At 71.6% G+C, this 24,686-nt stretch carries 24 protein-coding genes; 14 read left to right on the plus strand and 10 right to left on the minus strand.

All coding sequences use genetic code 11. The annotated features are described in order from the left end of the window. Positions 1 to 110: 110 nt before the first annotated feature. The 4 genes from ACEN8D_RS05155 to ACEN8D_RS05170 are packed head-to-tail and all read left to right on the plus strand — an operon-like array spanning position 111 to position 5,606. Positions 111 to 1,085 carry a carbohydrate ABC transporter permease gene (locus ACEN8D_RS05155; protein WP_217647206.1) on the plus strand — a complete coding sequence of 325 codons (975 nt, stop codon included), beginning with the start codon at positions 111 to 113 and terminating at the stop codon, positions 1,083 to 1,085. Beyond that, a complete protein-coding gene (locus tag ACEN8D_RS05160; RefSeq protein WP_413399553.1) occupies positions 1,082 to 1,996 on the plus strand; it encodes a carbohydrate ABC transporter permease in 915 nt (304 codons plus the stop codon). Before ACEN8D_RS05155 ends, ACEN8D_RS05160 begins: the two co-directional genes overlap by 4 nt. Then, positions 1,996 to 3,687 (plus strand): hypothetical protein, encoded by a 1,692-nt coding sequence (locus tag ACEN8D_RS05165; protein ID WP_413461564.1) that lies wholly within the window; start codon positions 1,996 to 1,998, stop codon positions 3,685 to 3,687. Before ACEN8D_RS05160 ends, ACEN8D_RS05165 begins: the two co-directional genes overlap by 1 nt. Then, a complete protein-coding gene (locus ACEN8D_RS05170) occupies positions 3,684 to 5,606 on the plus strand; it encodes a DUF6807 family protein (protein ID WP_413461565.1) in 1,923 nt (640 codons plus the stop codon). The genes ACEN8D_RS05165 and ACEN8D_RS05170 overlap by 4 nt, the downstream gene beginning before the upstream one ends. A 15-nt stretch (positions 5,607 to 5,621) precedes the next feature. Here the strand turns inward: ACEN8D_RS05170 and ACEN8D_RS05175 are convergent, their stop codons facing one another. Continuing rightward, complete coding sequence (locus tag ACEN8D_RS05175; protein WP_413399143.1) at positions 5,622 to 6,569, minus strand: PD-(D/E)XK nuclease domain-containing protein; 948 nt, start codon at positions 6,567 to 6,569, stop codon at positions 5,622 to 5,624. A 78-nt stretch (positions 6,570 to 6,647) separates the two neighbouring features. Here ACEN8D_RS05175 and ACEN8D_RS05180 point away from each other — a divergent pair, with 78 nt between their 5' ends. Next, positions 6,648 to 7,133, plus strand: coding sequence for a tetratricopeptide repeat protein (locus ACEN8D_RS05180; protein WP_229086652.1), 486 nt, complete (start codon positions 6,648 to 6,650; stop codon positions 7,131 to 7,133). Between the two features lie 13 nt (positions 7,134 to 7,146). On the opposite strand, the gene ACEN8D_RS05185 is transcribed toward ACEN8D_RS05180, so the two are convergent. Both ACEN8D_RS05185 and ACEN8D_RS05190 read right to left on the minus strand, forming a co-directional pair. Then, on the minus strand, positions 7,147 to 8,535 hold the full coding sequence (locus tag ACEN8D_RS05185; protein WP_413399142.1) for a serine/threonine-protein kinase: 1,389 nt from the start codon (positions 8,533 to 8,535) through the stop codon (positions 7,147 to 7,149). 76 nt (positions 8,536 to 8,611) lie between these two features. After that, positions 8,612 to 10,492 (minus strand): glycoside hydrolase family 43 protein, encoded by a 1,881-nt coding sequence (locus ACEN8D_RS05190; RefSeq protein ID WP_495601187.1) that lies wholly within the window; start codon positions 10,490 to 10,492, stop codon positions 8,612 to 8,614. An 89-nt stretch (positions 10,493 to 10,581) separates the two neighbouring features. Between ACEN8D_RS05190 and ACEN8D_RS05195 the strand changes: the two genes are divergently transcribed. Further along, positions 10,582 to 11,184: a dihydrofolate reductase family protein gene (locus ACEN8D_RS05195; protein ID WP_071303641.1), complete on the plus strand. Its 603-nt coding sequence runs from the start codon at positions 10,582 to 10,584 to the stop codon at positions 11,182 to 11,184. On the opposite strand, the gene ACEN8D_RS05200 is transcribed toward ACEN8D_RS05195, so the two are convergent. The 3 genes from ACEN8D_RS05200 to ACEN8D_RS05210 form a co-directional block, all read right to left on the minus strand. Beyond that, on the minus strand, positions 11,185 to 11,667 hold the full coding sequence (locus ACEN8D_RS05200) for a hypothetical protein (RefSeq protein WP_413399140.1): 483 nt from the start codon (positions 11,665 to 11,667) through the stop codon (positions 11,185 to 11,187). It lies immediately after the preceding gene. 70 nt (positions 11,668 to 11,737) lie between these two features. Next, positions 11,738 to 12,583 carry an ABC transporter permease gene (locus tag ACEN8D_RS05205; RefSeq protein ID WP_413400118.1) on the minus strand — a complete coding sequence of 282 codons (846 nt, stop codon included), beginning with the start codon at positions 12,581 to 12,583 and terminating at the stop codon, positions 11,738 to 11,740. Next, positions 12,580 to 13,497, minus strand: a complete 918-nt coding sequence (locus tag ACEN8D_RS05210) for an ABC transporter ATP-binding protein (RefSeq protein WP_071303698.1) — start codon at positions 13,495 to 13,497, stop codon at positions 12,580 to 12,582. Before ACEN8D_RS05210 ends, ACEN8D_RS05205 begins: the two co-directional genes overlap by 4 nt. Before the next feature lie 157 nt (positions 13,498 to 13,654). Here ACEN8D_RS05210 and ACEN8D_RS05215 point away from each other — a divergent pair, with 157 nt between their 5' ends. Both ACEN8D_RS05215 and arr read left to right on the plus strand, forming a co-directional pair. Next, positions 13,655 to 14,203: a putative immunity protein gene (locus tag ACEN8D_RS05215; protein ID WP_413461591.1), complete on the plus strand. Its 549-nt coding sequence runs from the start codon at positions 13,655 to 13,657 to the stop codon at positions 14,201 to 14,203. Then, positions 14,200 to 14,610, plus strand: a complete 411-nt coding sequence (arr, locus tag ACEN8D_RS05220; RefSeq protein ID WP_309779125.1) for an NAD(+)--rifampin ADP-ribosyltransferase — start codon at positions 14,200 to 14,202, stop codon at positions 14,608 to 14,610. Before ACEN8D_RS05215 ends, arr begins: the two co-directional genes overlap by 4 nt. Before the next feature lie 120 nt (positions 14,611 to 14,730). Here arr and ACEN8D_RS05225 read toward each other — a convergent pair whose 3' ends face one another. Beyond that, positions 14,731 to 15,555, minus strand: a complete 825-nt coding sequence (locus ACEN8D_RS05225; RefSeq protein WP_413399866.1) for a helix-turn-helix domain-containing protein — start codon at positions 15,553 to 15,555, stop codon at positions 14,731 to 14,733. A gap of 124 nt (positions 15,556 to 15,679) precedes the next feature. Here ACEN8D_RS05225 and melA point away from each other — a divergent pair, with 124 nt between their 5' ends. The 4 genes from melA (at position 15,680) to ACEN8D_RS05245 (ending at position 20,357) form a co-directional block, all read left to right on the plus strand. Further along, positions 15,680 to 17,104, plus strand: coding sequence for an alpha-galactosidase (gene melA, locus ACEN8D_RS05230; protein WP_336697941.1), 1,425 nt, complete (start codon positions 15,680 to 15,682; stop codon positions 17,102 to 17,104). Positions 17,105 to 17,231: 127 nt separating this feature from the next. After that, positions 17,232 to 18,536, plus strand: coding sequence for an ABC transporter substrate-binding protein (locus ACEN8D_RS05235; RefSeq protein WP_071295460.1), 1,305 nt, complete (start codon positions 17,232 to 17,234; stop codon positions 18,534 to 18,536). Beyond that, on the plus strand, positions 18,520 to 19,479 hold the full coding sequence (locus tag ACEN8D_RS05240; protein ID WP_413399842.1) for a carbohydrate ABC transporter permease: 960 nt from the start codon (positions 18,520 to 18,522) through the stop codon (positions 19,477 to 19,479). The genes ACEN8D_RS05235 and ACEN8D_RS05240 overlap by 17 nt, the downstream gene beginning before the upstream one ends. Then, on the plus strand, positions 19,479 to 20,357 hold the full coding sequence (locus ACEN8D_RS05245) for a carbohydrate ABC transporter permease (RefSeq protein ID WP_413399843.1): 879 nt from the start codon (positions 19,479 to 19,481) through the stop codon (positions 20,355 to 20,357). Before ACEN8D_RS05240 ends, ACEN8D_RS05245 begins: the two co-directional genes overlap by 1 nt. A 42-nt stretch (positions 20,358 to 20,399) precedes the next feature. Here the strand turns inward: ACEN8D_RS05245 and ACEN8D_RS05250 are convergent, their stop codons facing one another. Beyond that, positions 20,400 to 21,032, minus strand: a complete 633-nt coding sequence (locus ACEN8D_RS05250) for a TetR/AcrR family transcriptional regulator (RefSeq protein WP_413461592.1) — start codon at positions 21,030 to 21,032, stop codon at positions 20,400 to 20,402. Positions 21,033 to 21,081: 49 nt separating this feature from the next. On the opposite strand from ACEN8D_RS05250, the gene ACEN8D_RS05255 reads away from it, so the two are divergent. After that, the gene (locus ACEN8D_RS05255) at positions 21,082 to 22,038 is read left to right on the plus strand and encodes a zinc-binding dehydrogenase (protein WP_495601188.1); all 957 of its coding nucleotides are present in this window, start codon (positions 21,082 to 21,084) and stop codon (positions 22,036 to 22,038) included. A gap of 70 nt (positions 22,039 to 22,108) precedes the next feature. Here the strand turns inward: ACEN8D_RS05255 and ACEN8D_RS05260 are convergent, their stop codons facing one another. Together ACEN8D_RS05260 and ACEN8D_RS05265 are read right to left on the minus strand one after the other, a co-directional pair. Beyond that, positions 22,109 to 22,321, minus strand: coding sequence for a cold-shock protein (locus tag ACEN8D_RS05260; protein ID WP_070419121.1), 213 nt, complete (start codon positions 22,319 to 22,321; stop codon positions 22,109 to 22,111). A gap of 14 nt (positions 22,322 to 22,335) precedes the next feature. Beyond that, positions 22,336 to 23,445, minus strand: coding sequence for a fatty acid desaturase family protein (locus ACEN8D_RS05265; RefSeq protein ID WP_070416482.1), 1,110 nt, complete (start codon positions 23,443 to 23,445; stop codon positions 22,336 to 22,338). Positions 23,446 to 23,612: 167 nt separating this feature from the next. Between ACEN8D_RS05265 and ACEN8D_RS05270 the strand changes: the two genes are divergently transcribed. Continuing rightward, positions 23,613 to 24,644, plus strand: coding sequence for an LLM class flavin-dependent oxidoreductase (locus ACEN8D_RS05270; protein WP_413399982.1), 1,032 nt, complete (start codon positions 23,613 to 23,615; stop codon positions 24,642 to 24,644). Positions 24,645 to 24,686: the final 42 nt, after the last annotated feature.

Below are 24,686 nucleotides of genomic sequence, written 5' to 3' on the forward strand. Positions count from 1 at the left end.
GGGTCGGGTGCACGCACCCGACCCCGACGCCGTCCCCCCCGAGCAACACCGCGACGAACGAGCAACACCGCGAAGAACCAGCAACACCGCGACGAACGAAGAGGATCATCGTGAGCATCCCCACCGCAGCCGGCGACGTGCAGACCGCCGTGCCCACCCCGGTGCCGCCCCGCCGGCCCGGAGCCGCGAAGACGACGAAGCGCCGCCGCTCCGGCGTCAGCAAGCCCGTCCTCGCCCCGATCCTCTTCGTCAGCGTCAACGCGGTGCTGTTCGTCGTGTTCTTCGTGTGGCCCGCGGTCATCGGCCTCGGCTACTCGTTCACCGACTACAACGGTGTCGTCGCCCCGAAGTTCATCGGACTCGAGAACTACTTCGAGCTGTTCGCCGACGACACCTTCTACGCGGCACTCCTCCGGACGTTCCTCTACGCGATCGTGGCGGTGCCGCTCGGCTTCGTGCTCTCCCTGTCGATGGCGCTCATGCTCACGAGCCCCGCGGCGAAGGGCCGGAGCGTCGCCCGCATCGTCTTCTTCGTGCCGTGGCTCATCTCGCCGATCGTGACCGGCGTCATCTGGCGGTGGATGTTCGGCGAGAACTTCGGGCTCGCGAACTTCGTCATCGAGTCCTTCGGCGGCAAGGCCGTCCCGTGGCAGTCGAACGCGGACCTGTCGCTGCTCGTCGTGGTGTTCGCCACCGCGTGGGCCGGAGCCGCCTTCAACATGCTGCTGTTCGTGGCCGCGATCCGGAACGTGCCGCAGTCCTACTACGAGGCGGCGTCCCTCGACGGCGCCGGCGCCTGGCACCAGTTCCGCTACATCACGCTGCCGAGCATCGCACCGACGTCGTTCATCGTGGTCCTGCTGTCGTCGCTCGGCGCCTTCAAGGAGTTCGCGACGATCCAGGCACTCAACGGCGGCGGTCCCGGCACCGACAACAACCTGCTCGTGCAGTACATCTACACGAACGGGTTCCAGAACGCCCACATCGGCTACGCGAGCGCGGCGTCGATGGTCCTCATGCTCATCCTCATGGCCATCGCGCTCATCCAGCTGGCCGTGAACCGTCGGACGGAGGCCCGCCGATGACCGCCACCCTGCCCAGCGCCTCCGGCGCACCCGCGACCGACGTCACGTCGGGAACCACCAGGAACACGAACAGGACCAAGCGCCTCGACGGCCCGCCCCGCCCCAGGGCCATCGCCGCCACCGCCCTGCTCTGGGTCTTCATCATCGCCTTCGGCTTCCCCGTGCTCTGGTTCGTCCTGAGCGCGTTCAAGCCCGGCGGCGAGCTGTTCTCCTACCCGCTCACCCTGTTCCCGAAGACGTGGTCGGTCAGCGGCTTCACGGAGGCCTGGGCGAGCTACGACTTCGCCCGCTACTTCGGCAACACCGTCATCGTCGCACTGGTCACCACCGTCCTCACCGTGCTGGCGAGCGCGGCGACGGGGTACGCGCTGGCGAAGTACGACAACAGGTGGCTCAAGGTCTTCTTCGTCTGCATCCTCGCGACGACGATGCTCCCGACCGAGGTCATCCTCGCGCCGACGTTCATCGTGATCCGCGACCTCGGCATGTACGACTCACTCGCCGGCATCATCGTGCCGTCGGTCATCACCGCGACCGGCATCTTCATGTTCCGGCAGTTCTTCCTCACCGTGCCGGACGACCTCGTCGAGGCCGCCCGCATCGACGGCGCGAGCGAGTTCGGCATCTTCTGGCGGATCATGCTGCCGATCTCCCGCCCGATCATGCTGACGCTCGCGATCTTCTCGTTCCAGTGGCGGTGGAACGACTACATCTGGCCGCTGCTCGTCCTCAACGACCCGCACCAGTTCACGATCCAGATCGCGCTGCAGAGCATCGTCGGCGCGGAGAACGTCAACTGGACGGTCCTGCTCGGCGCGTCGGTGATCTCGATCATCCCGCTCGTCCTCATCTACCTGGTCTTCCAGAAGTACGTGAACGGCGCGGACCTCAACGCGGGCCTCAAGGACTGATGGGCTTCCTCGACCTCGCCGGCACCGCGGCCGACGCCGACGCGGCCCGGCTCCGGCAGGCCACCGACGCCCCGGAGACGCTGCAGCACCGCGAACTCATGGCGCGCGCCCTCACCCTGGTCGGGGCGTGGGTCCGGAACGAGCGGACGGGAGGCGCGGCTCGCCCCACCGACGACGACCTCGCCACCGCGCACGGCTGGGTCCGGCACCTCGCCACCAGGCAGTCCCCCGGCGGCACGTTCGTCGGCGGCGACAACGTCCTCTCCCCACCCGACTCCGCGTTCACGGTGAACGACGTGTGCGACGCCCTCGAGCTCCTCGCGCCGTACCGTGCGACCGTGCCGGCGGCCGCGGCGCTGGCCGACGACCTCGACGAGATCGTGCACCGCGCGACCCCGGCCTTGCTGACGGGTGGCGTGCACACCCCGAACCACCGGTGGGAGATCGCGGCCGCACTCGCCCGCGTCCACCGGCTCCACCCGGACCCGGCCCTCGTCGAGCGGATCGACGAGTGGCTCGCCGAGGGACCGGACATCGACGCCGACGGCCTGTGGTCCGAGCGCAGCCCGAACTACGCCGCGGCGGTCTCGTGCCCGTCCTTCCTCGTGCTGGCGTCGGTGCTGGGACGGCCCGAGCTGCTCGACCCGGTGCGCCGCTCGCTCGACGCGACGCTCGCGCTGCTCCTGCCCGACGACACCGTCGAGACCGTGCAGTCCCGACGACAGGACCAGTCGCAGCCGTTCGGGATCGGACCGTTCGCACCCCTGCTCTGGCACGTCGCGGTGCTCGACGGCCGAGCCGACCTCGCCGCCGTCGCCGCCCGGGCAGCGGTCGCCGACACCTGGCAGCCCGGTGCGGTGGCGGCGCGGGCGATGACCGACCCGGTGCTCGAGCGCCCGCTGCCGGCGGGCGCACCGCTCCCCCTGGGCACCTCGACGTTCCGGGCGGCACGGCTCGTCCACGTCCGCGAGGCCGACCGCGACGTCGTGCTCTTCGCCGGCTCGGACGTCCCGGCGGCAGGACACGTCCGCTCCGGGCTGGCGAACAGCCCGACGTTCCTGCGGGTACTCGCCGGCGCGGTCGTCCTCACCGACGTCCGGCTCTCGCGGGAGTTCTTCGGCCTCGGCCCGTTCCGCCCGACGAGGCTCGAGGACCTCGGCGCCGGCCGGTTCCGGCTGACCGAACGCGTGTCGGCCGGCTACCACCAGCCGCTCGCACCGGAGCACCGGCTGGCCGACGGTGACTACGCGCTCGGCGACGAGGGGCGGTTCTCGGCGTCGATGGCGTTCGGCAGCCGGACCGCCGACGAGGTGGCGCTCACGACGACGGTCGACGTCGCCCTGACGGCCGACGCGGTCACGCTCGACATCGAGACCGCTGGGGCCGACGTCCCGTGGTCGCTCCAGCTGACGTTCCGCGACGGGGGTACGTTCTCCGGTGTGAGCACCGATGCCGCCACCGCAGAACGCGTCCTCGTCACCGGGACCGCTTCGTACCGCGTCGGCACCGACACCGTGACGTTCGGGCCGGGCAACGGCTCCGGCCCCGGGCAACCCGCGTTCTACGCGCCCGGTCAGGACTACGCGTTCCTCGGCGGGACGGACCGGCCGACGGGCTCGCACGTCCACGTCACCGGACGCGCGCCGGGCCGGACCCGTGTCGTGATCGGCACCCCGTCGGTGGGGTCGTGACCACGGAGCGACCGGCGGCCGGAGACCCGAGCCGCACCGCGCCTCCCGGCATCGTCCTCGTCGGCGCGCGCGGCTACGGCCTGCACCACCGGGCGACCATCGACCGGCTCGTCGGCCTCGGTGTCTGCACGCTGACGGCCGTCGTCGACCCGACCCTCGACGCCGACGAGGACGGCGGCGTGCCGGTCGTCCACGACGTCGCCGCGGCCCGCGCGACCGGCCCGGTCGACGTCGTCGTGGTCGCCGCCCCGATCGCCGCGCACCTCCCCCTCGCTCTCGCCGCGCTCGAGAGCGGCGCCGACGTCCTCCTCGAGAAGCCGCCGGTCACGACCCGCGCGGACCTGGCGACCCTGCTCGACGCCGAACGACGCAGCGGGCGCGTGGTCCAGGTGGGGTTCCAGAGCCTCGGGTCGCACGCGCTGCCCGCACTCCGTGACGGGTCGCTCGTCGGGACCGTCCGGTCCGCCGCGGCCGTCGGCACCTGGACGCGCGACCAGGCGTACTGGGACCGCTCCGCCTGGGCCGGCCGCCGCAGGGTGGACGGGGTCGACGTCCTCGACGGCGTCGTCACGAACCCGCTCGCCCACGCCGTGGCGACCGCCCTCGCGCTCGTCGGCTGCCGTCGAGCCGACGAGGTGGCGCGCGTCGAGGTGGAGCTGTACCGGGCGAACGCGATCGAGGGCGACGACACCTCGGCCGTCCGGGTCACGACGACCACCGGACGCGAGGCGACCGCGGCGCTCACCCTGTGCGGGCCGACCGAGGTCCTCCCGAGCGTGCGGGTCCGCGGCACGACCGGGAGCGCGGTCCTCGGGTACACGACCGACGAGGTCACGATCGACGGGGTGACCCACGGACTCGGGCGCACCGACCTGCTCGAGAACCTGCTCGCCCACCGGTCCCGCGGCGACGCACTGCTCGTGCCGCTCGTGTCGACCGGCGCGTTCGTCGAGGTGCTCGAAGCCGTGCGGGCGACCGAACCGGTGCAGATCGACCACCCGTGGGTGACGTGGGACGGCGAGGGGCCCGCGCGTCGGCCGCTCGTCACGGACGTCGAGGCGGTCGTCGACCGCGCGGCGGACCAGGGCGCACTGTTCTCCGAGGTCGGCGCGCCCTGGGCGCACGCGGACCGCGACGAGGTGCTCGACGAGCTCGTCGTCGACGGCGTCCCGGTCGCGTCGGTCCTCGACGGCGCGGGGACGATCCCGACGTCGTCGCCCCGCCCGTACCTGCACCCGGTGCGGACCCTCGGCGGCACGGTCGTGAGTGCCCACCACCCGCCGGACCACGACTGGCACTGCGGCGTCGGGTTCGCGATCCCCGACCTCGACGGCGTGAACTGCTGGGGCGGACGGACGTACGTCCACGGCGAGGGCTACGTCTGGCGCGACGACCACGGCAGCGCCACGGTCGTGCACGCCGAGCACCACGGTCCCTCCCTGCGGCAGGAGGTCGTCTGGCGCGATCCCGACGACCACGTCGCCCTGCACGAGGACCGCGCCCTCGCCTGGCGGGCGGTCGACACCGGGTGGGAGCTCACGTGGTCGTCGTCGTTCCGCGTGCCCGGGGACGCGGTCGTCCGACTCGGCGGCCCGGGCAGCAACGGTCGGGTCGGGGCCGGGTACGGCGGCTTCACCTGGCGCTTCCCGCCGTGCGCCGACATCGCGGTCCGGACGGCGACGGCCAGCGGCGAGGACGCGGTGCACGGATCGGTCGCGCCGTGGGTCGAGTGGTCGGCCGTGTTCGAGGGCGTCGGCGCCACGATCCGGTTCGAGGCCCTCGACCACGACGACCCGTGGTTCGTCCGCGCCGCCGAGTACCCCGCGATCGGCTCGGCGCTCGCCTGGCGCACCCCGACGCTCGTGCACCCGGGGGTGCCCCTCGTCCGGTCGTTCCGGGCGACGGTCTCGGACAAATGAAGCGGGGTCCCGAGCTCAACCGTCGCTAGTACAGAGTCGCGAGGGGACGATGATTGTGCGAACGAGCGCGCGGCGATTGGCATCGCGGTTCTGGCTCCAGGAATGGATCGCGTTCCGATCGATCCGGAACCCGTCCTTGATCGCGATCACTGCGAGCGCAACCTCCACGCCGGGATGGTTCAGGTAGGCGTCGAGCACTCCGTGCGCATCCTTCAGCTCTGAGTTCAGCTCGGACGAGGTCTTCGCCAACTTCAACTCGAGGGCGACCTTCCCCTGTGCCAACGAGAAGTCAACTGTCCGGTCCTTGCCGCTCTCCCGAACCACGTACGCCTCACGTTCGAGTGGAATGAGCGGCGCAAGGACGAGCTCCGTGAGGTTCTGGAAGTCGTACTCAGTCAGAAGCCTGAGTTGCGTGCCCTTTCCGCGTCGAGCATTCCCGTCATCGCGCATCCGGTCGACGGCGTTGACCGCCGCGTCGAGCACTTGCACTACCGCCTGCGCTGCATGGAACGGACTCGGGTCGAGCAGCCCGGGGATCTTCGACGCCAAGTCGAGCGCTGGCCGTTGCCGCATCGGATCCGACCTCGGCGGAGCGACACTCATCTTGTAGTCGATGTCGCTCCTGAACCGCTGGACACGCACCGTTTGCGCCAACCCTTCGTCCGGCTCCGGGTAGAGCGGGCGCGAACGCAAGTCGGCGACGCGGAGCACCGAACCGGTCACGGCACTCACCGCAGAATCGCCGGTCTGCAGCCACAGGTCGAGTGGCTGGTAATGCTGTCGGCTGTCCCGGAACGCGTTCAAAGCCTCGAGTCCGGACGGGCCCGCGACAAGGAGGTCGAGATCCGAACGCGTCTTCCCGGGATACTTGCGGCTTCCGAACAGCTGCACGGTAATCTCCTCCCCGAGGTCTTCGGCGAGCTCTTCTGCGAGCGTGACGAGGTCGAGGTCGTAGTACTCCACCGGCCGAAGCTAGCAGGCAGGAGGCGGGCTACCGAAATGGAAGGACGGCGCCGCTGCGGGCGGCCGTACGCTGGTAGGATGAGCACCGAGGACTGGGAAGCCCGCGTCGCCGCACTCTGGGCCGACGACACCATCGACGACCAGGAGCGCATCGACCGCATGCGGGTCCTCGCCGACGCCGCACCCCACCCGGCGCTGGGCGCGTTCGAGCTCGGCGGGGCGAACGACTCCGGCGGCCACGAAGCCGAGGCCGACGTCCACTACACGGCCGCGACGGCAGCCGGGCTCGACACCGTGGATCCGGCGAGAGCGGCGCGGATGGTCGTCCAGCACGCCTCGACGCTCCGCAACCTCGGCCGGGTCGACGAGGCGATCACGATGCTCCGCGACGCCCCCGAGCACCCGGCGACCGGCGCAGCGCCGAAGGTGTTCCTCGCACTCGCGCTGCACAGTGCCGGTCGCCACGACGAGGCGCTCCGGGTCGCGATCGAGGCGGTGGAGCCGACGCTCCCCCGGTACCACCGGTCGGTCCGGGCCTACGCAGCAGCCCTCACCGACTCCTGATCACGACCACCCGTCAGGGTGCCAGCGGCAGCGCGTCGCTCGTCGTGCGGAGCGACTCCTGACGGATCTCGAGCTGGGTGACGGCGAGCGCGGCGAGGTCGTGCAGGTTCGCGAGGTCCGCCCCGGACGTCTGGCGCGGCTTCGTGTCGAGCACCGCGAGCGTGCCGATCGGGGTGCCGTCGTGCTTCACCAGCGGGACGCTGACGTAGAACCGGATGCCGAGCGGGCCGGTGACGAGCGGGCTGTGCTGCATCTCGGGGTGCGTCTGGCCGTCCGGGATCACGACGGGCACCGGCACCGGGGCGAACCCGTTGCGGAAGTTGATGTGGCGCGCCGCGTCGTCGACACCGGGAGCGATGTACGACTGCGACCAGGCACGGTCCTCGTCGAGCACCTCGACCAGGGCGATCGGGGCGTCGAACAGCCGCGCGGCCATCGCCGTCGTGCGCTGCAGCGCCTGTTCGGGCAGGCTGTCGAGCGTCGCCGGGCGGGCACGGTCGGCGTCGCCTGTCGTCTGGGCCGCGGACGTCGTCTCGACGACGTGGTCGGCGGCGGTGGTCTCCGCGATGACGACGTCGCGGAGCATGGTCACCAGATCGGCACCGGCCGGGCGCGCTGCCGGGTCCTGCGCGGTCATCGCCCGGAGCAGGACCTTCCAGTGCTCGGGCAGCGGCTCGGGCAGCACCGGGTCGCGGGACAACCGCGCGACCGCGGACTCGACGAGCGACCCCGGGAACTCCCGACGGCGGGTGAAGCACTGCAGCAGCACGAGCCCGAGCGAGTAGACATCGCTCGGCCGACCGACCTCGCCGCCCCGCGCCTGCTCGGGGCTGAGGTAGGCGGCGGTCCCGGTGGTCACGCCGTCGGCCGTCAGCCGCTCGACACCGGCGGCGAGCGCGATGCCGAAGTCGGTCAGCCGGGCGCGTGCGCGGTCGGAGTCGTTGCCGTAGTCGACGAGCAGGATGTTCGACGGCTTGATGTCGCGGTGCACGACGCCGTGGCTGTGGATGTAGTGCAGCGCCTCGGCCATGTCGTACCCGATCTCGGCGATGTGGCGGGAGGCGAGCGGACCGACGGAGAGCCGGTCCTCGAGGTCCTGCCCGGCGACCAGCGCCATCACGAGGTACCGCTGGCGGGTGCCGTCGTGGCCGGTGACGACGCCGGTGTCGAGCAGGCTCACGAGGTTGTGGTGCTCGAGGGACGCCAGGACGCCGAGCTCGGCCTCCTGCCGGGCGACGTCGACGGTGCCGGCGTGGAACACCTTCACGGCGACGGGCCGGTGGAGGCTCTCGTCGACCCCGCGGTACACGACGGACATGCCGCCCTGGCCGATGGCGTGTTCGAGCCGGTACCGCCCGTCGAGCAGTGGGGCCGTGGACGCGGTGTCCTCGGTCGGACTCATCTGACCCTCGTTCTCGGTTCCGGCAGGCAACGATGCATCTTCGCATCCCGGCGGGGATCGTGTTCCGTCGACGCGCTCAGCGGCCCGTCGCCACCGTGCTCACCCGCAGGTCGTCGAAGGTGCTCGTGAAGCCCGCACCGCCGAGCGAGATCAGCCCGATCCGCGGCTCCGCCCCGAGGTCCGCCGTCCACGTCCCGCCCCGCACGAAGTGCCGTCCGTCGACGCTGGTGTAGGCGGTGTAGCGGTGCTCCCCGGCCACGAACCGGTGCACGATCCGCAGCGTGGTGGTGTCCCCGACCGGCCCGACGACCATGTTCCCGTAGGTCGGGGCACCGGCCGGTTGCCCGGAGACCTGCTTGCCGAACTCCGTCTGCCGGGTGTCGAAGATCGAGTTCGAGGTCAGGCGGACGTAGTCGCTGTCGCTCCCGTACACGATGAGCCCGCCCTGCACGTAGTTCACGCCGTCGCCGGTCGCCGGGGTGTCGACCGCGACGGTGGTCTCGGCCACCCAGTCGCCCCGGGGAGCCGGTTCGGACAGGACCGAGGCGAGCGGTGTCTGCGGCGGGTGGATGTCGGCGTCCTGCGTCCGCCACCGGAAGGCGCCCCCGGCGACCGTCCACGCGGAGGCATCGGGCTCACGGGTCCAGCGGAGCGCCGACGGCAGGGTCGTCCCGTCGAAGTCGGTGGACAGTGCACGGATCGTCCGACCGGGCACGTCGACCGGTGCGGCGGTGGCGCGGTACGTCGGCCGTTGACCGGGCTGCGCCACCGGCCCCGGTTGCACGCCGTCCGAGGGGCCGGCTCCGCCGCGGACCACGGGCCAGCCGTGCACCCAGTCGAGCGGGTCGATGAGCACGGGCCGCTTCGTGTAGGTGCCCTGGTCCGCGTAGTACGGGTCGTCCCGGTCGACGGCGTGGTAGACGATCCAGTCCTGTCCGGCGAGGTCGGTGACGACCGTGTTGTGCCCGGTGCCGACCCAGCGGTTGCCGTTCTGGGCGAGCAGGGGCGTGCCGCCCACCCGGGTGCTCGTGATCCGCACGCCGTCCTGGTCGGTGAACGGGCCGAGCGGGCTACGCGACCGGGCGACGAACACGCCGTACCCGGTCAGGGCGCCGTTGCAGCAGTTCGTGGCGGACCCCATGAAGTACCACCAGCCGTCGTGCCGCATCAGGTACGTGCCCTCGTAACGGTTGTCGATCGCGATCTGCCGCTCGGTCGAGGGGATCGACCGCAGACCGTCGGTGCTCAGCCGGCGGACGTTCACCCCGCCGAAGTAGCTGCCGAAGTACACGTACGTGCTGCCGCGGTCGGTGATCACCTCGGGGTCGAACTCCCACCGCTGCCCGGTGCCGTTCGGTGCCGCCTGCGGTGCCACCACGGGTCCGCCGGAGTCCGTCCACGGTCCGGTCGGGCCCGGGCTCGTCGCGACACCGACGGCCGATCCGCCGCCGGTCGGTGCCGTGCCACTGGGGGTGTCGGACGCCGCGTAGTAGAGGTACCAGGTGCCCGGGCGCCCGTGCGTCCCGGCGCGGTACACGACGTCCGGCGCCCAGATGCCGTTCGCGTCGCCCACCCAGGCCGGCTTCGTGGGGAAGGCGTCGTCGACGTACGTCCAGTGCGCCAGGTCGGTGGACCGGTACGTCGGGACCCCGTGCTGCACGAGTGACCCGTCCGGGTTCTGTTCCGTCGCCGTGAGGGCGTCGGTCGTGCAGTAGAGGTACCCGTTCCGGTCGCGTCCCACCCCGCGCACGACGGTCGGGTCGGCGCAGCTCGCCGCGGTCTGGCCGTCCGGCAGGGCGAGCGTCATCGGGTTCTGGTGGGTCGGCGCGGCACCGCCCCGTGCGGACGTGGTCTCCGCGGCGACGGCGGGCGCACCGCTGGCACCGATCTGGAGGAACGGGGTCGCGAGTCCCGCGACCGTCGCGATCGCGAGGACTGCTCTGAGTGACCGGCGCACGGTGGACCTGCTCTCGTCGTCGAGGAGCGTGCGGACGAGCGCGAGCGTACGCTCACGCCCACCGGCCCGTCCGACGAAGGAGTCGCGAGATGCCCGCACGGTTCGTGTACTGGATCAACGCCTCGCTCGACGGCTTCGTCGAGACCGAGGCCGGTGAGCACAGCGGCGTCGAGGGCCCGGAGTGGATCCGGATCGACGAGACCGTGCACCGCGAGTTCAACCGCCGCGCGCGGGCGATGACGCTGTCCGTCGAGGGCCGCATCGTCCACGACATGATGGACCCGTTCTGGCCCGACGCCCGCACCGACGAGTCCCTGCCCGCGTACATGCGCGAGTACGGCGAGATCTGGACCGAGCAGCCGAAGGTCCTGGTCTCCCGGTCGCGGACGGCGGCGGACCACAACACGCGGATCATCGGCCGCGACGAGGACGCGATCGACGAGCTCGCCCGCATCCGCGCCGAGTCCGAGGGCGACGTCGGTGTCGGCGGCCCGAGCATCGCGACGCAGCTGCTCGACGCCGGACTCCTCGACGAGCTGATGGTCTTCACGCACCCCGCCGTCCTCGGCCGTGGGCGTCCGCTGTTCGACCCGCCGCCGTCGGGTGCGCGACCGCCGTTGGTCCTCGACCTGCTCGAGCAGCAGCGGTGGGACAACGGGGTGACGCTGCACCGGTACGACCTCCGGCGCTGATCAGCCGGCGGACGGTGCCGTCCCGACGATGACCAGCCGCCACGCGCTCGACCGGTCGCTGTCGAAGCCGTTGAACGCGACGGAGTCGACGTCCGTGCTCGCGAGCCGCGTCAGACGGATCGGGTTCGGGCTGTCCCGGCAGGCCACGGGGTCGACGGTGAAGTCGCCGGATCCGCCCCGGGACTCGATGCGGACGATCCCCCGCATGTGCCCGTTGCCGAAGCACGAGAACTCGAGGTGGTCGATCGCCTTCGAGGCCGGGAACCGCAGTGTGACGCCGGTCCCGACCTCGGACGGGTCCTCGTCACCGGGTTGGATGTCCGCGGTCAGCACGCCGAGGACGTCCGGGTCGGTCTCGGTCGCCGCCTCCTGCGCGCTCCGCCAGTCGGCGAGCGCCTCCTCGTCGACCGTCGGCGTCGCCGTGCAGCCGGCCAGCAGGAGCAGGACGGCGAGCGGCGGGACGAGGAGGTGGGGGCGGTGCACGGTGCGAGCCTACGGAACTGGAGGCGCGGCGCCAGCTGGCACCGCGCCTCCAGTCCGGGGGATGGTGGCGTCAGACGTCGCGTCGGCGTGCCACCACCAGTGCGAGTGCGCCCACCACGGCCACCTCGGCCGCGAGCACGCCGAAGCCGCCCCAGCCGTTCAGGACGATGCCCTCCTGCGGCGCGGCGTCGCCGGCCGAGTAGGTGAACAGCTGCATCCCGGCCTGGTCGGGCAGGAACTTCGTGACGTCGAGGAGCCACTGCGCCTGCAGCACGCTCGCGATGAGCGACAGCACGATCGGGACGACGAGCAGGAGCCCGAGGGTGATCGCGATCCCGCCGGCGCTCGACCGGACGAGGAGTCCGATGCCGTACGCGAGCAGGGCGAGGAGCGTGACGTACACCGAGGCGCCGAGCAGCGGCATGAACACCGACGGATCGGCGAGGTCGGCGTGCACGCCCTTGCCCGCCTGCAGGGCTGCCGAGGCGAACACCCCGATCCAGATCGACACCGCGCTGACGACGAAGGTGGTGACCGCGAGGACCGAGGCCTTCGCGAGGATCACACCCGTTCGGCGGGGGTCGGCGGTGAAGGTCGAGCGGACCTGACCGGTGCCGTACTCCCCCGTGATGATGAGCACGCCGAGCACCGCGACGACGAGTGCCGTCAGGGAGACGCTCGCGGTGTTGATCGTCACGAGGGTGCCGTTCGCGGAGTCCTGGGCGACGGGCGTGCCGACGTCGAGGGCGTTGCCGATGAGGACCGCCATGGCGATCGTGACCACGACGAGGATCGCCAGGCACCAGATCGTGGAGCGGATGCTGCGGAGCTTGATCCACTCGCTGCGGACGAGCCGGCCGAAGCCGAGCCCGATCGTGGGCGGCAGGGTCGTGGGCGGCGGGGTCGTGGCGGTCATCGGGTGCCCTCCGATCGGTACTCGACGTCGTCCCGGGTGAGCGCCATGTAGGCCTCTTCCAGGCTGGCGCCCACGGGTGTGAGCTCGTGCAGCGGGACGCCGACCTGTGCGGCGATGTTCCCGACCGTGGTGGCGTCCGGGCCGACCACCATGAAGGTGCCGTCCTCGCGCGGGGTCACGGACGCGTTCGGGCCGATCGCCTGGAACAGCTGGTCGGGAGCCGGCGTCCGGACGACGACGCGGCTGCCGCCGGTGCCGCCGCCCGCGGCGACGAACTCCTGGATGGGGGCGTCGGCAAGGACCCGGCCGCGGCCGAGGACGACGACGCGGTCGGCCGTCTGCGCCATCTCGCTCATGAGGTGGCTGGACAGGAACACGGTGCGCCCGTCGGCGGCCATGCGGCGGGCGAGCTGCCGCACCCAGAGCACGCCGTCCGGGTCGAGGCCGTTGACCGGCTCGTCGAGGATGAGGGTCTTCGGGTCGCCGAGCAGTGCCGCGGCGATGCCGAGTCGCTGCCCCATGCCGAGCGAGAACCCGCCGACGCGCTTCTTCGCGACGGAGTCGAGGCCGGTCATGTCGATGACCTCGTGCACGCGGGACTTCGGTATCCCGTGGGTCGCCGCGAGCGAGAGGAGGTGGTTGTAGGCGCTGCGGCCCTGGTGGACGGCCTTGGCCTCGAGCAGCGCCCCGACCTGCCGGAGCGGATCGCGGAAGGACGTGTACGGCTGCCCGTTCACCGTCGCCCGCCCGGCCGTGGGGCGGTCGAGCCCCATGATCATGCGCATCGTGGTGGACTTCCCGGCGCCGTTCGGCCCGAGGAAGCCGGTCACGCTGCCCGGCCGCACGACGAACGAGACGTCGTCGACGGCGGTCTTCGGACCGTACTGTTTGGTGAGGTGCTCGACTTCGATCACGGCGGCCACGCTACGGGGACCTGGGAGTCGGCCGCGTCCACCCTGAGGGGGAGATGGGGTGGACCGCTCGGGGGACCCCCCGACGAGTGCGGAGCGTGCCGCGCGTCGAGGCAGCCGCCGCCGGACCGGATTCGGGCCGACGTGGCACCGTGGAGGCATGCCGTCGCCGCAGTCGCTGACCGAGGCCGACCGGCGCATCGTCGCCGGGTGGGCGGCCGACTGCGCCGAGCGCGTCCTCCCGCTGTTCGAGCGTGAAGCCCCGACCGACGGCCGTGCCCGCGACGCGATCGAGCGGGCGCGGGCGTTCTCCCGCGGGGAGCTCGACGCCGCCGGGCAGATCCGTCGGCGCTTCGAGGCGGGCCGGGCCGCGAACGCCGTGACCCCGGCAGCTGCCGTCGCGGCGGCGCGTGCCGCAGCACAGGCGTCCGGCGTGGCGCACATGGGGGCACACGCACTGGGCGCTGCCGCGTACGCGGCGCGGGCTGCGGGACTGGCCGAGCCGCGCCTCCAGGACGCCGCGGCCCGCGAACGGGACCGACAGCTCGCGCTCGCGGGCGACGAGGTGCGCGACGCCCTCCGCCGCTTGCCGGCAATCGGGACGGACACCTCGGGGCCGCTCGGTCCAGGACTCCTCGCGCGGGGCGACCTCGGCGAGCACGTGCGGGCGCTGCAGCAGGCGATCGCCGGGGCTACCCTGACGCCGTGAGCGACGCACTGGACGACGGGCCGTTCTTCCACGGGACCAAGGCGGACCTGCACGTCGGCGACCTGCTGACCGCCGGGTTCCGCTCGAACTACCGGCCCGAGGTCGTGATGAACCACGTGTACTTCACCGCGCTCCGTGACGGCGCCGGGCTCGCGGCCGAGCTCGCGGCGGGCGACGGACTCCCCCGTGTGTACGAGGTCGAGCCGACCGGCGCGTTCGAGGACGACCCGAACGTGACGGACAAGAAGTTCCCGGGCAACCCGACGCGCTCCTACCGCAGCACGGCGCCGCTCCGGATCACCGGCGAGGTGACGGACTGGCCGCGGTTGACGCCGGAGGCACTGCAGGCGTGGCGCGATCGGCTGGCGGCGCTGCGCGCGGACGAGCGGGGCGAGATCATCAACTGACTGCCGCGCCCGGCCGGCTGGCGCCCCGGACGGGATTTCGCGCTGCGCGACAGTTCACGGGAGCGCGACCGCGTGAAGTGTCGGTCAGCGCGAAAACCCGCGCCCGCCCGGCGGAGGACGTCAGCGCGACCGCGCCCGGTACTCCCCCGGCGGCCCGCCGCACGCCCGGGTGAAGTGCGCGTAGAAGCTCGACTGTGACCCGAACCCCGCCGCGTGCGCGATCTCCGACGTCGTCATCGAGGTCGTCGCGAGCAACCGCTGTGCCTCGGCCACCCGGCACCGGGTGAGGTACTCGAGGATGGTCGTCCCGACGTCCTGCCGGAACACCGACATCGCGTAGTGCGGGTGCAGGTGCGCCGCCGCGGCCACGTCGGCCACCTCGATCGGCTCACGGAACCGGTCGACCACGAACCGCACCATGTCGATCACCCGGTGCATGGCGTCCGCGGTGCCGTGCCCGCCGCCCGGGCGGAGGTCGACGGCGTCCCGGTGGTGCCGCAGCAGCCGTCGGACGAGCGCCTGGGCCTCGAGGTTCGCGATGGTCTCGGCGCCCTCGTCCGCGAAGTCCCGCTGCCACGAGCCGAGCATCGACTCGACGTCACGACCGGCGGCCTCGGTCGGCACGACGACCGGCCGGTTGAGCAGCATCGCGCCGAGGTCGTGGTCGGGCAGCCTCCACGCGAGCACCTCGCCGAGCGGGATGTGCACCCACCGGAACTCCCCGGTCCCCGTCCCGTCGCCGACGAGCTGGTGCGGGGTCCAGCCCCAGAAGAGCGCGATCTCGCCGGCGTGCACGCTGACCGGGGCGCCGCCGAAGCGGTAGTCGAGGTGCCCGTCGAGCACGAGGTTGATCTCGAGGTCGTCGTGCCGGTGGGACGACGGCATGAGCGGCGCCGGGCCACGGTGGCTCCAGTACGCCGCTTCCATCGTCTCCACGTCGAGCACACCGCGAGCCTACGACAGCGACCCCGGGCCCGACAGCGACCCGAGCGCGCCCATCCGAGGATCCTGGAACCCCGCCGTCCGAAGCCGGAGGCCCGCACCCGCCCCCGCTTCCTACCGTCGTTGCATGACCAAGATCACCATCATCGGCGCCGGCGGCTTCGTCTTCCCGTTCCGCCTCATCGGCGACCTCGTCTCCTTCCCCGCACTGCAGGGCGCGACGCTGCACCTCATGGACCTCGACGCGGGCAGGGTCGCCCGCACCGCGAGCGCTGCCCGCGAGCTCGTCGCCCACCACGGCCTCGGCACCGAGGTCCTCGAGACCACCGACCGCCGCGAGGCCCTCGCCGACGCGGACGTCGTCATCATCACGTTCCAGGTCGGCGGCGTGGAGTCGTACAAGTGGGACGTGGAGATCCCCCGGAAGTACGGCATCGACCAGGCCGTCGGCGACACCGTGGGACCCGGCGGCGTGTTCCGCTTCCTGCGCTCCGTGCGCGCCTACGAGGACATCGCCCGCGACGCGCTCGAGCTCTGCCCGGACGCCCAGTTCATCAACTACGCGAACCCGATGGCGATGGCCACGGCGTTCCTCAACGCGAAGGGCCTGCGCACGGTCGGCCTCTGCCACAGCGTGCAGGGCACCACGCGCATGCTCGCCCGGACCCTCGACGTGCCGTACGACGAGGTCGAGTACGTCAGCGCCGGCATCAACCACCAGGCCTGGATCCTCGAGTTCAAACGGCGGAACGGCGAGGACCTGTACCCGCGCCTCCGCGAGGTGATGACCGCGAAGCACCGGCGCGGCGTCGCGGCGGCCGACCTGCACGACGACGACGGCGACCACAGCGAAGCGGCTGCGGCGGCGAGCAACTACGAGGGCGGCAACGAGCAGGTCCGCACGCAGCTGATGCGGTCGTTCGGCTACTTCGAGACCGAGTCGAGCCACCACGCGAGCGAGTACGTGCCGTACTTCCGCAAGGACCCGGAGACGGTGCTCGAGTACATCCCGGAGCGCTGGGACTACTACGAGATCTGTCTCGCCCACGACGAGCAGGGCGACGTCGACCAGCAGCTCGAGAAGCTCAAGGCCGATCTCTCCCCGTCGGTCGAGTACGGCGCGAGCATCGTCAACGCGATCGTCACCGGCGTCCCCGCGGTGGTCTACGGCAACGTCCCGAACCGCACCGGCGTGATCGCCAACCTGCCGTCGGACGCCTGCGTCGAGGTCGCCTGCCTGGCCGACGGCAACGGGGTCACCCCGATCTCGTTCGGCGAACTCCCCCCGCAGCTCGCGGCGATCAACCGGACGAACACGAACGTGCAGACCCTGGCCGTCCGCGCGGCGCTGACCGGCAGTGTCGAGCACGTCCACCACGCGGTCGCGCTCGACCCCCTCACCGCGGCGCACCTCACGCTCGACCGGATCGCCGAGATGACCGACGAGCTGCTGCACGCGCACGCCGCGCTGCTCCCGGAGTCGCTGCGTCCGGCGACCGCGGCACCGGCCGCGCAGGGTGCCGTCCAGGAGGCGCGACCCGCCCTCGTCTGACCGCCCCGCCCGCCGCGGGGGCCGGGTCCACCGCGCGACCCGGCCCCGTCACGGACGCACCCGGACCCCGGGACGCGCACCGCGCCTCCTGGACCACCACGGCACCACGACCTCGAAGGAGAGGACCATGCCGACCCGACCACCCACCCAGCTGGCCCGACGCGGGTTCCTCGCGTTGGCCGGCATCTCGATGGCCGGCGCACTCGCCGCCTGCGCCGGCCAGGGCACCGCTGCCCACGGCGGCACGAAGCACATCCGTCTGTCGACCTGGAACATCCCGACGGACATCACGAGCTACCAGCAGATCGCCGACGAGTTCGTCGCGGCGCACCCCGGCACCAGCGTCGCCGTCGAGGTCACCACGGGCCAGTTCCACCAGTGGTTCATCACCCGGCTCGCCGCGGACCTCGCGCCCGACGTCATCCGGATCACCCCGCAGCAGATCGGCCGGTACGCCGCGAACGGCAGCCTCGTCGACATCTCCGGCTCGATTCCGAAGGACTACCAGCAGGACTACAGCACGCCGTTCTGGGCGATCGGTGCCCGGGACGACGGTGTGTACGGCGTCTTCCAGCACACCGACAACTTCATCACCTACTACAACCGCGAGGTCATGGACCGGATCGGGGTCACTCCGCCGGAGAGCCTCGCGGACGCGTGGACGTGGGACGAGTTCCTCGACGTCGCGAAGGAGGTCAAGCAGGTCACCGGCAAGTACGCGTTCGGGTACGGCTGGTCCGCGCCGGAGACCGCCTACCGGTGGCTGCCGTTCGTCTACCAGAACGGGGGTGCGTTCCTCGGCGAGGACGGTGCCACCCCCTCGATGGACACCCCCGAGGCGATCGACGCCCTGGCGTTCGGACGCAAGTGGTACGCCGACGGCCTCGCCACCACCGGCAACCTGTCGAAGAGCGGCGGCGGGGACGTCTCCCGCAACCTGTTCCTGACCGGGCAGATCGGCATGATGCTCAACAACCCGGAGTCGATCGTGCAGCTCGACACCGACATGCGGGACAACTGGGGCACGGCGCCGATGATCCGCAACGTCGGTGAGGCGAGCGACCTCGGCGGCAACGCCCTCGCCGTCACGAAGTCGAGCAAGCACCCCGAGCTCGCGGCCGAACTCGTCGCGATGATCACCTCGCGGCCGAAGATGCAGCAGTTCTGCCACGACGGCAACTGGCTGCCCGCCCGCGAGTCCCTCGACGCGGCGGACATCGGGTACGCCGCGAACTCGGACACCATGCAGCGGTTCATCGACCAGGGGTCGACCATCCCGCTGTCGATGGTGAAGGCCGAGAGCGGGCAGTACTTCTCGTCGCTCAACGCGGTGTTCGCCGACTACCTCGACCTGTGCCTGCTCGGGCAGCTCAGCCCGAAGGAGGCCTCGAGCCAGATGATGGAGGCGATGCGCAGTGTCACTGCGAACTGAGACCGGGCCGGTCCGGACCACGGCGTCGACCGCCCCGCCGACCGGTGGGCTCCCCGCCGGTGGTGCCGCACGACGACGTCAGGGCCGGTTCGTCCCCTGGGTGTTCGTCGGCCCCGCCTCACTGCTGTTCCTCGGCTTCTCGCTCATCCCGATCGTGACCGCCATCGCCCTGAGCTTCCAGGACTCGAGCACCTCGCTCGGCGACGGCACCTGGGTCGGCGGGAAGAACTTCGTCGACATGGGCTCCGACCCGCTCATCGGGACGGCGCTGCGGAACACGCTCGTCTTCACGATCGGGACCGTCCCGACCGCGATGGCGATCGGCCTCGCCCTGGCGGTGGCGCTCAACCGACCGCTGCCCGGGCGTTCCGTGTTCCGTGCGCTCTTCTTCGTGCCGATGGTCGCCGCCGGCGTCGTGGTCGGCGTCATCATGTCGTGGATCTTCAACGGCGACTACGGCGTGGTGAACAACCTGCTCGAGGCGCTCGGTCTCGGCCGCGTCCCCTGGCTGACCGCGCCCGGCTGGGCGATGGCGACCCTGGTGATCGTCGTCGTGTGGACCCGGATCGGGTTCTGCATGGTGATCTACCTCGGCGCGCTGCAGTCCGTGCCCGCCGAGCTCAAGGAGGCCGCCGCGATCGACGGCGCCTCGCGGTGGGTGCGGTTCCGGACGATCACGTGGCCGCTCCTGCGACCGACGACGTCGATCCTGCTCATCCTCAACGTGGTGTTCTCGCTGCAGGCGTTCGACGTCATCTACGTGATGACCGGCGGCGGCCCCGGCTTCTCCACCACGGTGCTCATCCAGTACGTGTTCCGGTCCGCGTTCATCGACGCGCGGATGGGGTACGCCGCGGCGCTCGGGCTGGTGCTCGTCGCGATCCTGCTCGTGTTCACGCTGCTCCGGCAGCGGGCCAACAAGAAGGCTGAGGAGGCCATCTGATGGCACTGTCCGTTGCGGGGTCGACCCGCGCCTCCCGTCCGACCGCCGCGCGGCGGAAGCCGCGCCCGGGCCGCTGGGTGCTCGTCGGCGCACTCACCGCGTTGGCGATCCTGATGGTCTTCCCGCTGTACTGGATGGTCGTCTCCGCGCTCACCCCTGGCGGTCAGTCGCAGAGCGGCACGTTCTCGCTCTTCCCGACTCGGCCCACCTTCGAGAACTACACGCAGGTGTTCAGCACGCAGCCGGTCTGGCGGTGGCTCGGGAACTCCGCGCTCATCACCAGTGTCGGCACCGCGCTGAGCGTCGTCGTCTCGCTGATGGCCGGGTACGCCCTGGCGAAGTTCCGGTTCGTCGGGCGGGGGCTGCTCTACTCGGCGTTCCTCGTCACGATCATGATCCCGATCCAGGTCACCCTCGTGCCGAGCTTCCTCGTCGTCGCGAAGATCGGGCTCGTCGACTCCCCCTGGGCGGTCATCCTGCCGACGGTGTTCGACGTGGTCGGGATCTTCATCGCCCGGCAGTTCATGCTCGGGGTGCCGGACGCCCTGATGGAGGCCGCGCGGCTCGACGGCGCCGGCGAGTTCCAGACCTTCTTCCGGGTCGTGCTGCCGACCTGCGGTCCCCTCGTCGGGGTGCTCGTGATCCTCGGCTTCATGACGCGGTGGAACGACTTCCTCTGGCCGCTCGTCGTGCTGCAGGGCAACGAGAACCTCACGGTGCCGGTCGCGCTGTCGACGCTGACGAACAACCCGGCGTTCAGTTCGCCGTGGGGCGCCGTGATGGCGATCGCCACCGTGACGGTGCTGCCGCTGCTCGTGGTGTTCCTGGCGTTCCAGCGGCAGTTCGTGCAGGGCATCGCCTCGACCGGGATCAAGTAGGCCGCGGGCGCGCCGGCGTACCTGGTCGGGACGGCAGCCCGGTCAGACCGCGGCGCGGAGCACGGCCCCCACGACGCGAGCGGGCTCCGGCAGCCGCTCGTTCGTGGCCGACGCCCGGAAGGAGTCGAGTGCGAGCGCGGCGAACCGCCGCGCGGCACCGAGTCGCTCGGCCGGGTCGTCCCCGCCCAGCCCCCGCGCCGCGAGCAGCACGAGGAGCAGGTCGTCGACGACGAAGTCGGGCCGCAACCGTCCCTCGGCCTTGGCTCGCAACGCCAGGCCCGCCATCGCGTGCAGGAGCTCGGCGCGGTGCCGGGCGAGCCGGTCGGACACCTGGCCCGCGGCGACGAGCGCATCGACGAAGCCCTGGTTGCGGGCGTTCAACTCGACGGTCCGTTCGACGACGGAACGCAGGCCCAGCCAGGGGTCCGGGAGCGCTGCACCCTCGAGGACGATGCTCCGGCAGAGCTCGAGCTCGTCCTCGAACGCGGCGTCGACGAGGTCCTGCCGGGTCGGGAACCGCCGGTAGAGCGTCGCCGGCCCGACCCCCGCGTGCCGGGCCACGTCGCGCATCGTCACGTCGAGGCCCCGCGCGCCGAACAGCTCGCGCGCGGCCTGCAGCACGCGGTCGCGGTTCTCGCGCGCGTCGGATCGGAGGTGAGACGTCTCGTCGGTCATCGCTCCCACTTTAGTCAAGTGGACGCGGGCGTCCGTTAGCGTCGCGAGCATGCACGCAGTCACCATCCAGTCCTTCGGCCCGCCGGACGGCCTCGTCCCCACCGAGCTCCCGGAACCCGTCGCCGCACCCGGCCAGGTCCTCGTCGACGTCGAGGCGATCGGCGTCGGCGGCGTGGACGCCGTCATCCGGCGCGGGACCATCGCGCGCCCCGGACTCGAGCCCGGGTACGTCCCGGGCAGCGAGGTCGCCGGGCGCGTCGTCGCCGTCGGGGACGATCGGGACGCCGGCTGGCTCGGCCGTCGGGTCTGGGCGTTCACGGGCGTCGGTGGCGCGTACGCCGAGCGTGTCGTCGCCGAGACCGGGGACCTCACACCGCTCGACGACGGGTTCGACGCCGTGGACGCCGTCGCCGTGGGGTCGGCCGCCCCGGTCGCCCGGTTCGCGCTGGCGCACGCGCACCTCGCCCCGGGCGAACGGGTGCTGGTACGCGGAGCCGCCGGCAGCATCGGGATCGCCGCCGTCGAGCTCGCCGCACAGGCCGGTGCCGCGGCGGTCGCGGTGACGACGGGTTCGGCCGAGCGAGGCGACCGTCTGCGCGGGTTCGGCGCCACCCACGTGCTCGACCGACAGGGCGCGGGCGACGGGCCGGAGTCCTACGACGTGGTCATCGACGTCGTCGGCGGCCCCGCGATGCCCGCGTTCATCGACCGCCTGGCACCGAACGGTCGGCTGGTCCTCGTCGGCGCCGTGGCCGGCATGCCCCCGGCGGACTTCGGCGCGCACCTGCTCCGCGGCTTCCAGCAGTCGCGGTCGGTCGCGACCTTCAGTCTCGACTCCGTGCCGCGCGACGCCCTGGCGTCGGCGCGGACGGAGCTCTTCCGCGCGGCCGCCGCGGGGACCCTGTCCCCGGTCGTCGACGCGGTGCTGCCGCTCGCAGACGCTGCGGAAGCGCACCGCCGCATGGACGACGGCGAGGTCTTCGGACGGATCGTCCTGACGCCCTGATCCCGGTCATGGAAAGACGGGAGGCGCGGTGCCAGCTGGCACCGCGCCTCCCGTCCGTCACCTGGTGACGTCAGCCGCGGATCACGGAGATCTCGTCGGCCTGCGGACCCTTCTTGCCGGGGCCGACCACGTAGCGGACGTGGTCGGTGTCCTCGAGCGAACGCAGGCCCGTCGACGCGACGATGCTGGAGAAGTGGGCGAACAGGTCGTCGGACCCGTCGTCCGGGGTGATGAAGCCGAACCCCTTGTTGTTGTCGAACCACTTGACGGTTCCGGTGGGCATCAGAGCCACCCCTCTCAGTGGATGCGCAGTTGCGCGACCATCGGGCAGGCGAACGGGTCACGAGCGGCGAGCCCGACCCGGTTGAGGTACCGGACGACGATGCCGTACGAGCGCAGCAGGGTGGTCTCGGTGTAGGGCACGTCGAGCGTGTCGCAGTGGTCGCGGACGAGCAGACGGGCCTGCTTCAGCGCCGGACGCGGCATCGACGGGAACAGGTGGTGCTCCACCTGGTAGTTCAGGCCGCCCATGAGGAACGAGACCCACCAGCCACCGCGGATGTTGCGGGAGGTGCGGACCTGGCGCGAGAAGAAGTCGACCTTGGCGTCGTGCGCGATGGTCGGCATGCCCTTGTGGTTCGGGGCGAACGAGGCGCCCATCATCACACCGAAGACGGCGAGCTGGACCCCGAGGAACGCGCACGCCATGCCGAAGGGCAGGAACCAGAACACGATCGTCAGGTAGATGCCGAAGCGGGCGACGAGCAGGCCGGCCTCGAGCCAGCGGTGCTTCACGTCGGCCTTCGTGCCGTTGCCCGTGACGATGCTCATCACGGCGTAGCGGTGCAGGTTCAGGCCCTCGAGCGTGAGGAGGGGGAAGAACAGCCAGCCCTGGAAGCGCATGAACGTCGTCATGAGCGGGCCCTTCACGGACGCGGCGTCCTCCGGCAGGAAGCGGATGCCGTCCGGCGCGATGTCCGGGTCCTTGCCGACCGTGTTCGGGTTGCCGTGGTGGCGGGTGTGCTTGTTCATCCACCACGAGTAGCTGAGGCCGACCATGAACGTGCCGAGCCAGCGGCCGGCGTGGTCGTTCCACTTCTGCGAGGCGAAGACCTGGCGGTGCGCGGCCTCGTGCGAGAGGAACGCGAACTGCGTGAAGAGGACGCCGAGGGCTCCGGCGACGATGAGCTGGAACCACGAGTCGCCGAGGAACGCGAACGCGACCCAGGCGAGGGCGAGGGTGCCGATGAGGGTTCCGAACAGGGACCAGTAGAAACCGGTGCGGCGGCGCAGGAGGCCGTTGTCCTTCACCTGCGCCAGCAGCGCGGAGTAGGTCGAGGTACCCTTGCGGGGACCTGTTGCGGGACGGGTGCGGGTGTAACCCGGTGCGAGCGGAGTGGTGGTCATGAGGACCGCCTTCCGGTACGGATCGGTCCTTCAACCAATGCGAGTGAGTTCACGCGTTTGCGCTTGGCGCGACACTAGGGGCGGAACATGCGTGTTCGCCTGGGAGTCCGGTTTGCGTCGGTCCGTCTGCCACGATCTTCCGTCGGTCCGTCTGCCACGATCGACGCATGCCTCTCGACGGACGTCCCCTCGAACGCCTCGGCTTCCTCACCATCGGGTCGTTCGACCCGGCACGGCCCCGACTCGGTCACGAGGAGACCCTCCGGGTCATCGAGCGCGCCGAGGCCCTGGGCTTCGACAGCGCGTGGTTGCGGCACCGGCACGTGCAGCACGGCATCTCCTCCCCCGTCGCACTGATGGCAGCCGCCTCACAGCGGACCTCCCGGATCGCGCTCGGGACCGCCGTCACACCGATCGACGCCGAGAACCCGTTCCGGCTCGCCGAGGACCTGGCGACGGTCGACGTGCTCCTCGGCGGTCGTCTCCACCCCGGTTTCTCCTCCGGCACCCCGATGCACTACGACCTCTACCGGGACGCGCTGTACCCGGACACCGCCGAGCAGGAGGACTTCGGCGACGCGCGACTCCTGCGCTTCCGTGACCTCGTCCGGGGCGAGCCGGTCGTCGAGGTCGCCGAGCAGCGCGGCATCGAGGAGTTCGCCACGACCGTGCAGCCGCAGAGCCCCGGCCTCGCCGACCGCCTCTGGTACGGCACGGGCAGCACGCGGTCAGCGGTGTGGGCGGCGCAGAACGGCTTCCACCTGCTCACCTCGAGCGTGACGCGGAGCGAGATCGGCACGGACTTCGCGACGAACCAGCGCGCGCAGGTCGACGCCTACCTCGAGGCGCACCCGTCCCCGGGGACCGCCCGCGTGTCGCAGGGCCTCGTCGTGATCCCCACCGACACGGCGACACCCTCGCAGGCGGCTCGCTACCGCGCCTACGCCGAGGGTCGGTCGGGACGCGTCGGGGTGCCGATGGGGCCGGGGAAGCTGCTCTTCGCCGCCGATCTGGTCGGGACGTCGACCGAGATCGCCGATCGGCTGCGCGCGGACGCCGGGTACCAGGTGGCTACCGAGGTCGCGTTCGCGCTGCCGTTCTCGTTCGAGGCGGAGGACTACGCGCAGATCGTCACGGACATGGCGGAGCGGCTCGGGCCGGCGCTCGGGTGGGCGCCGGGGTCGGCCGGCGGGCGCTGAGGCGGTCGCTGACCGGCGATCGAGCCGGATCCGCATCGGTGC

The organism is Curtobacterium sp. Curtsp22 (assembly GCF_059492135.1).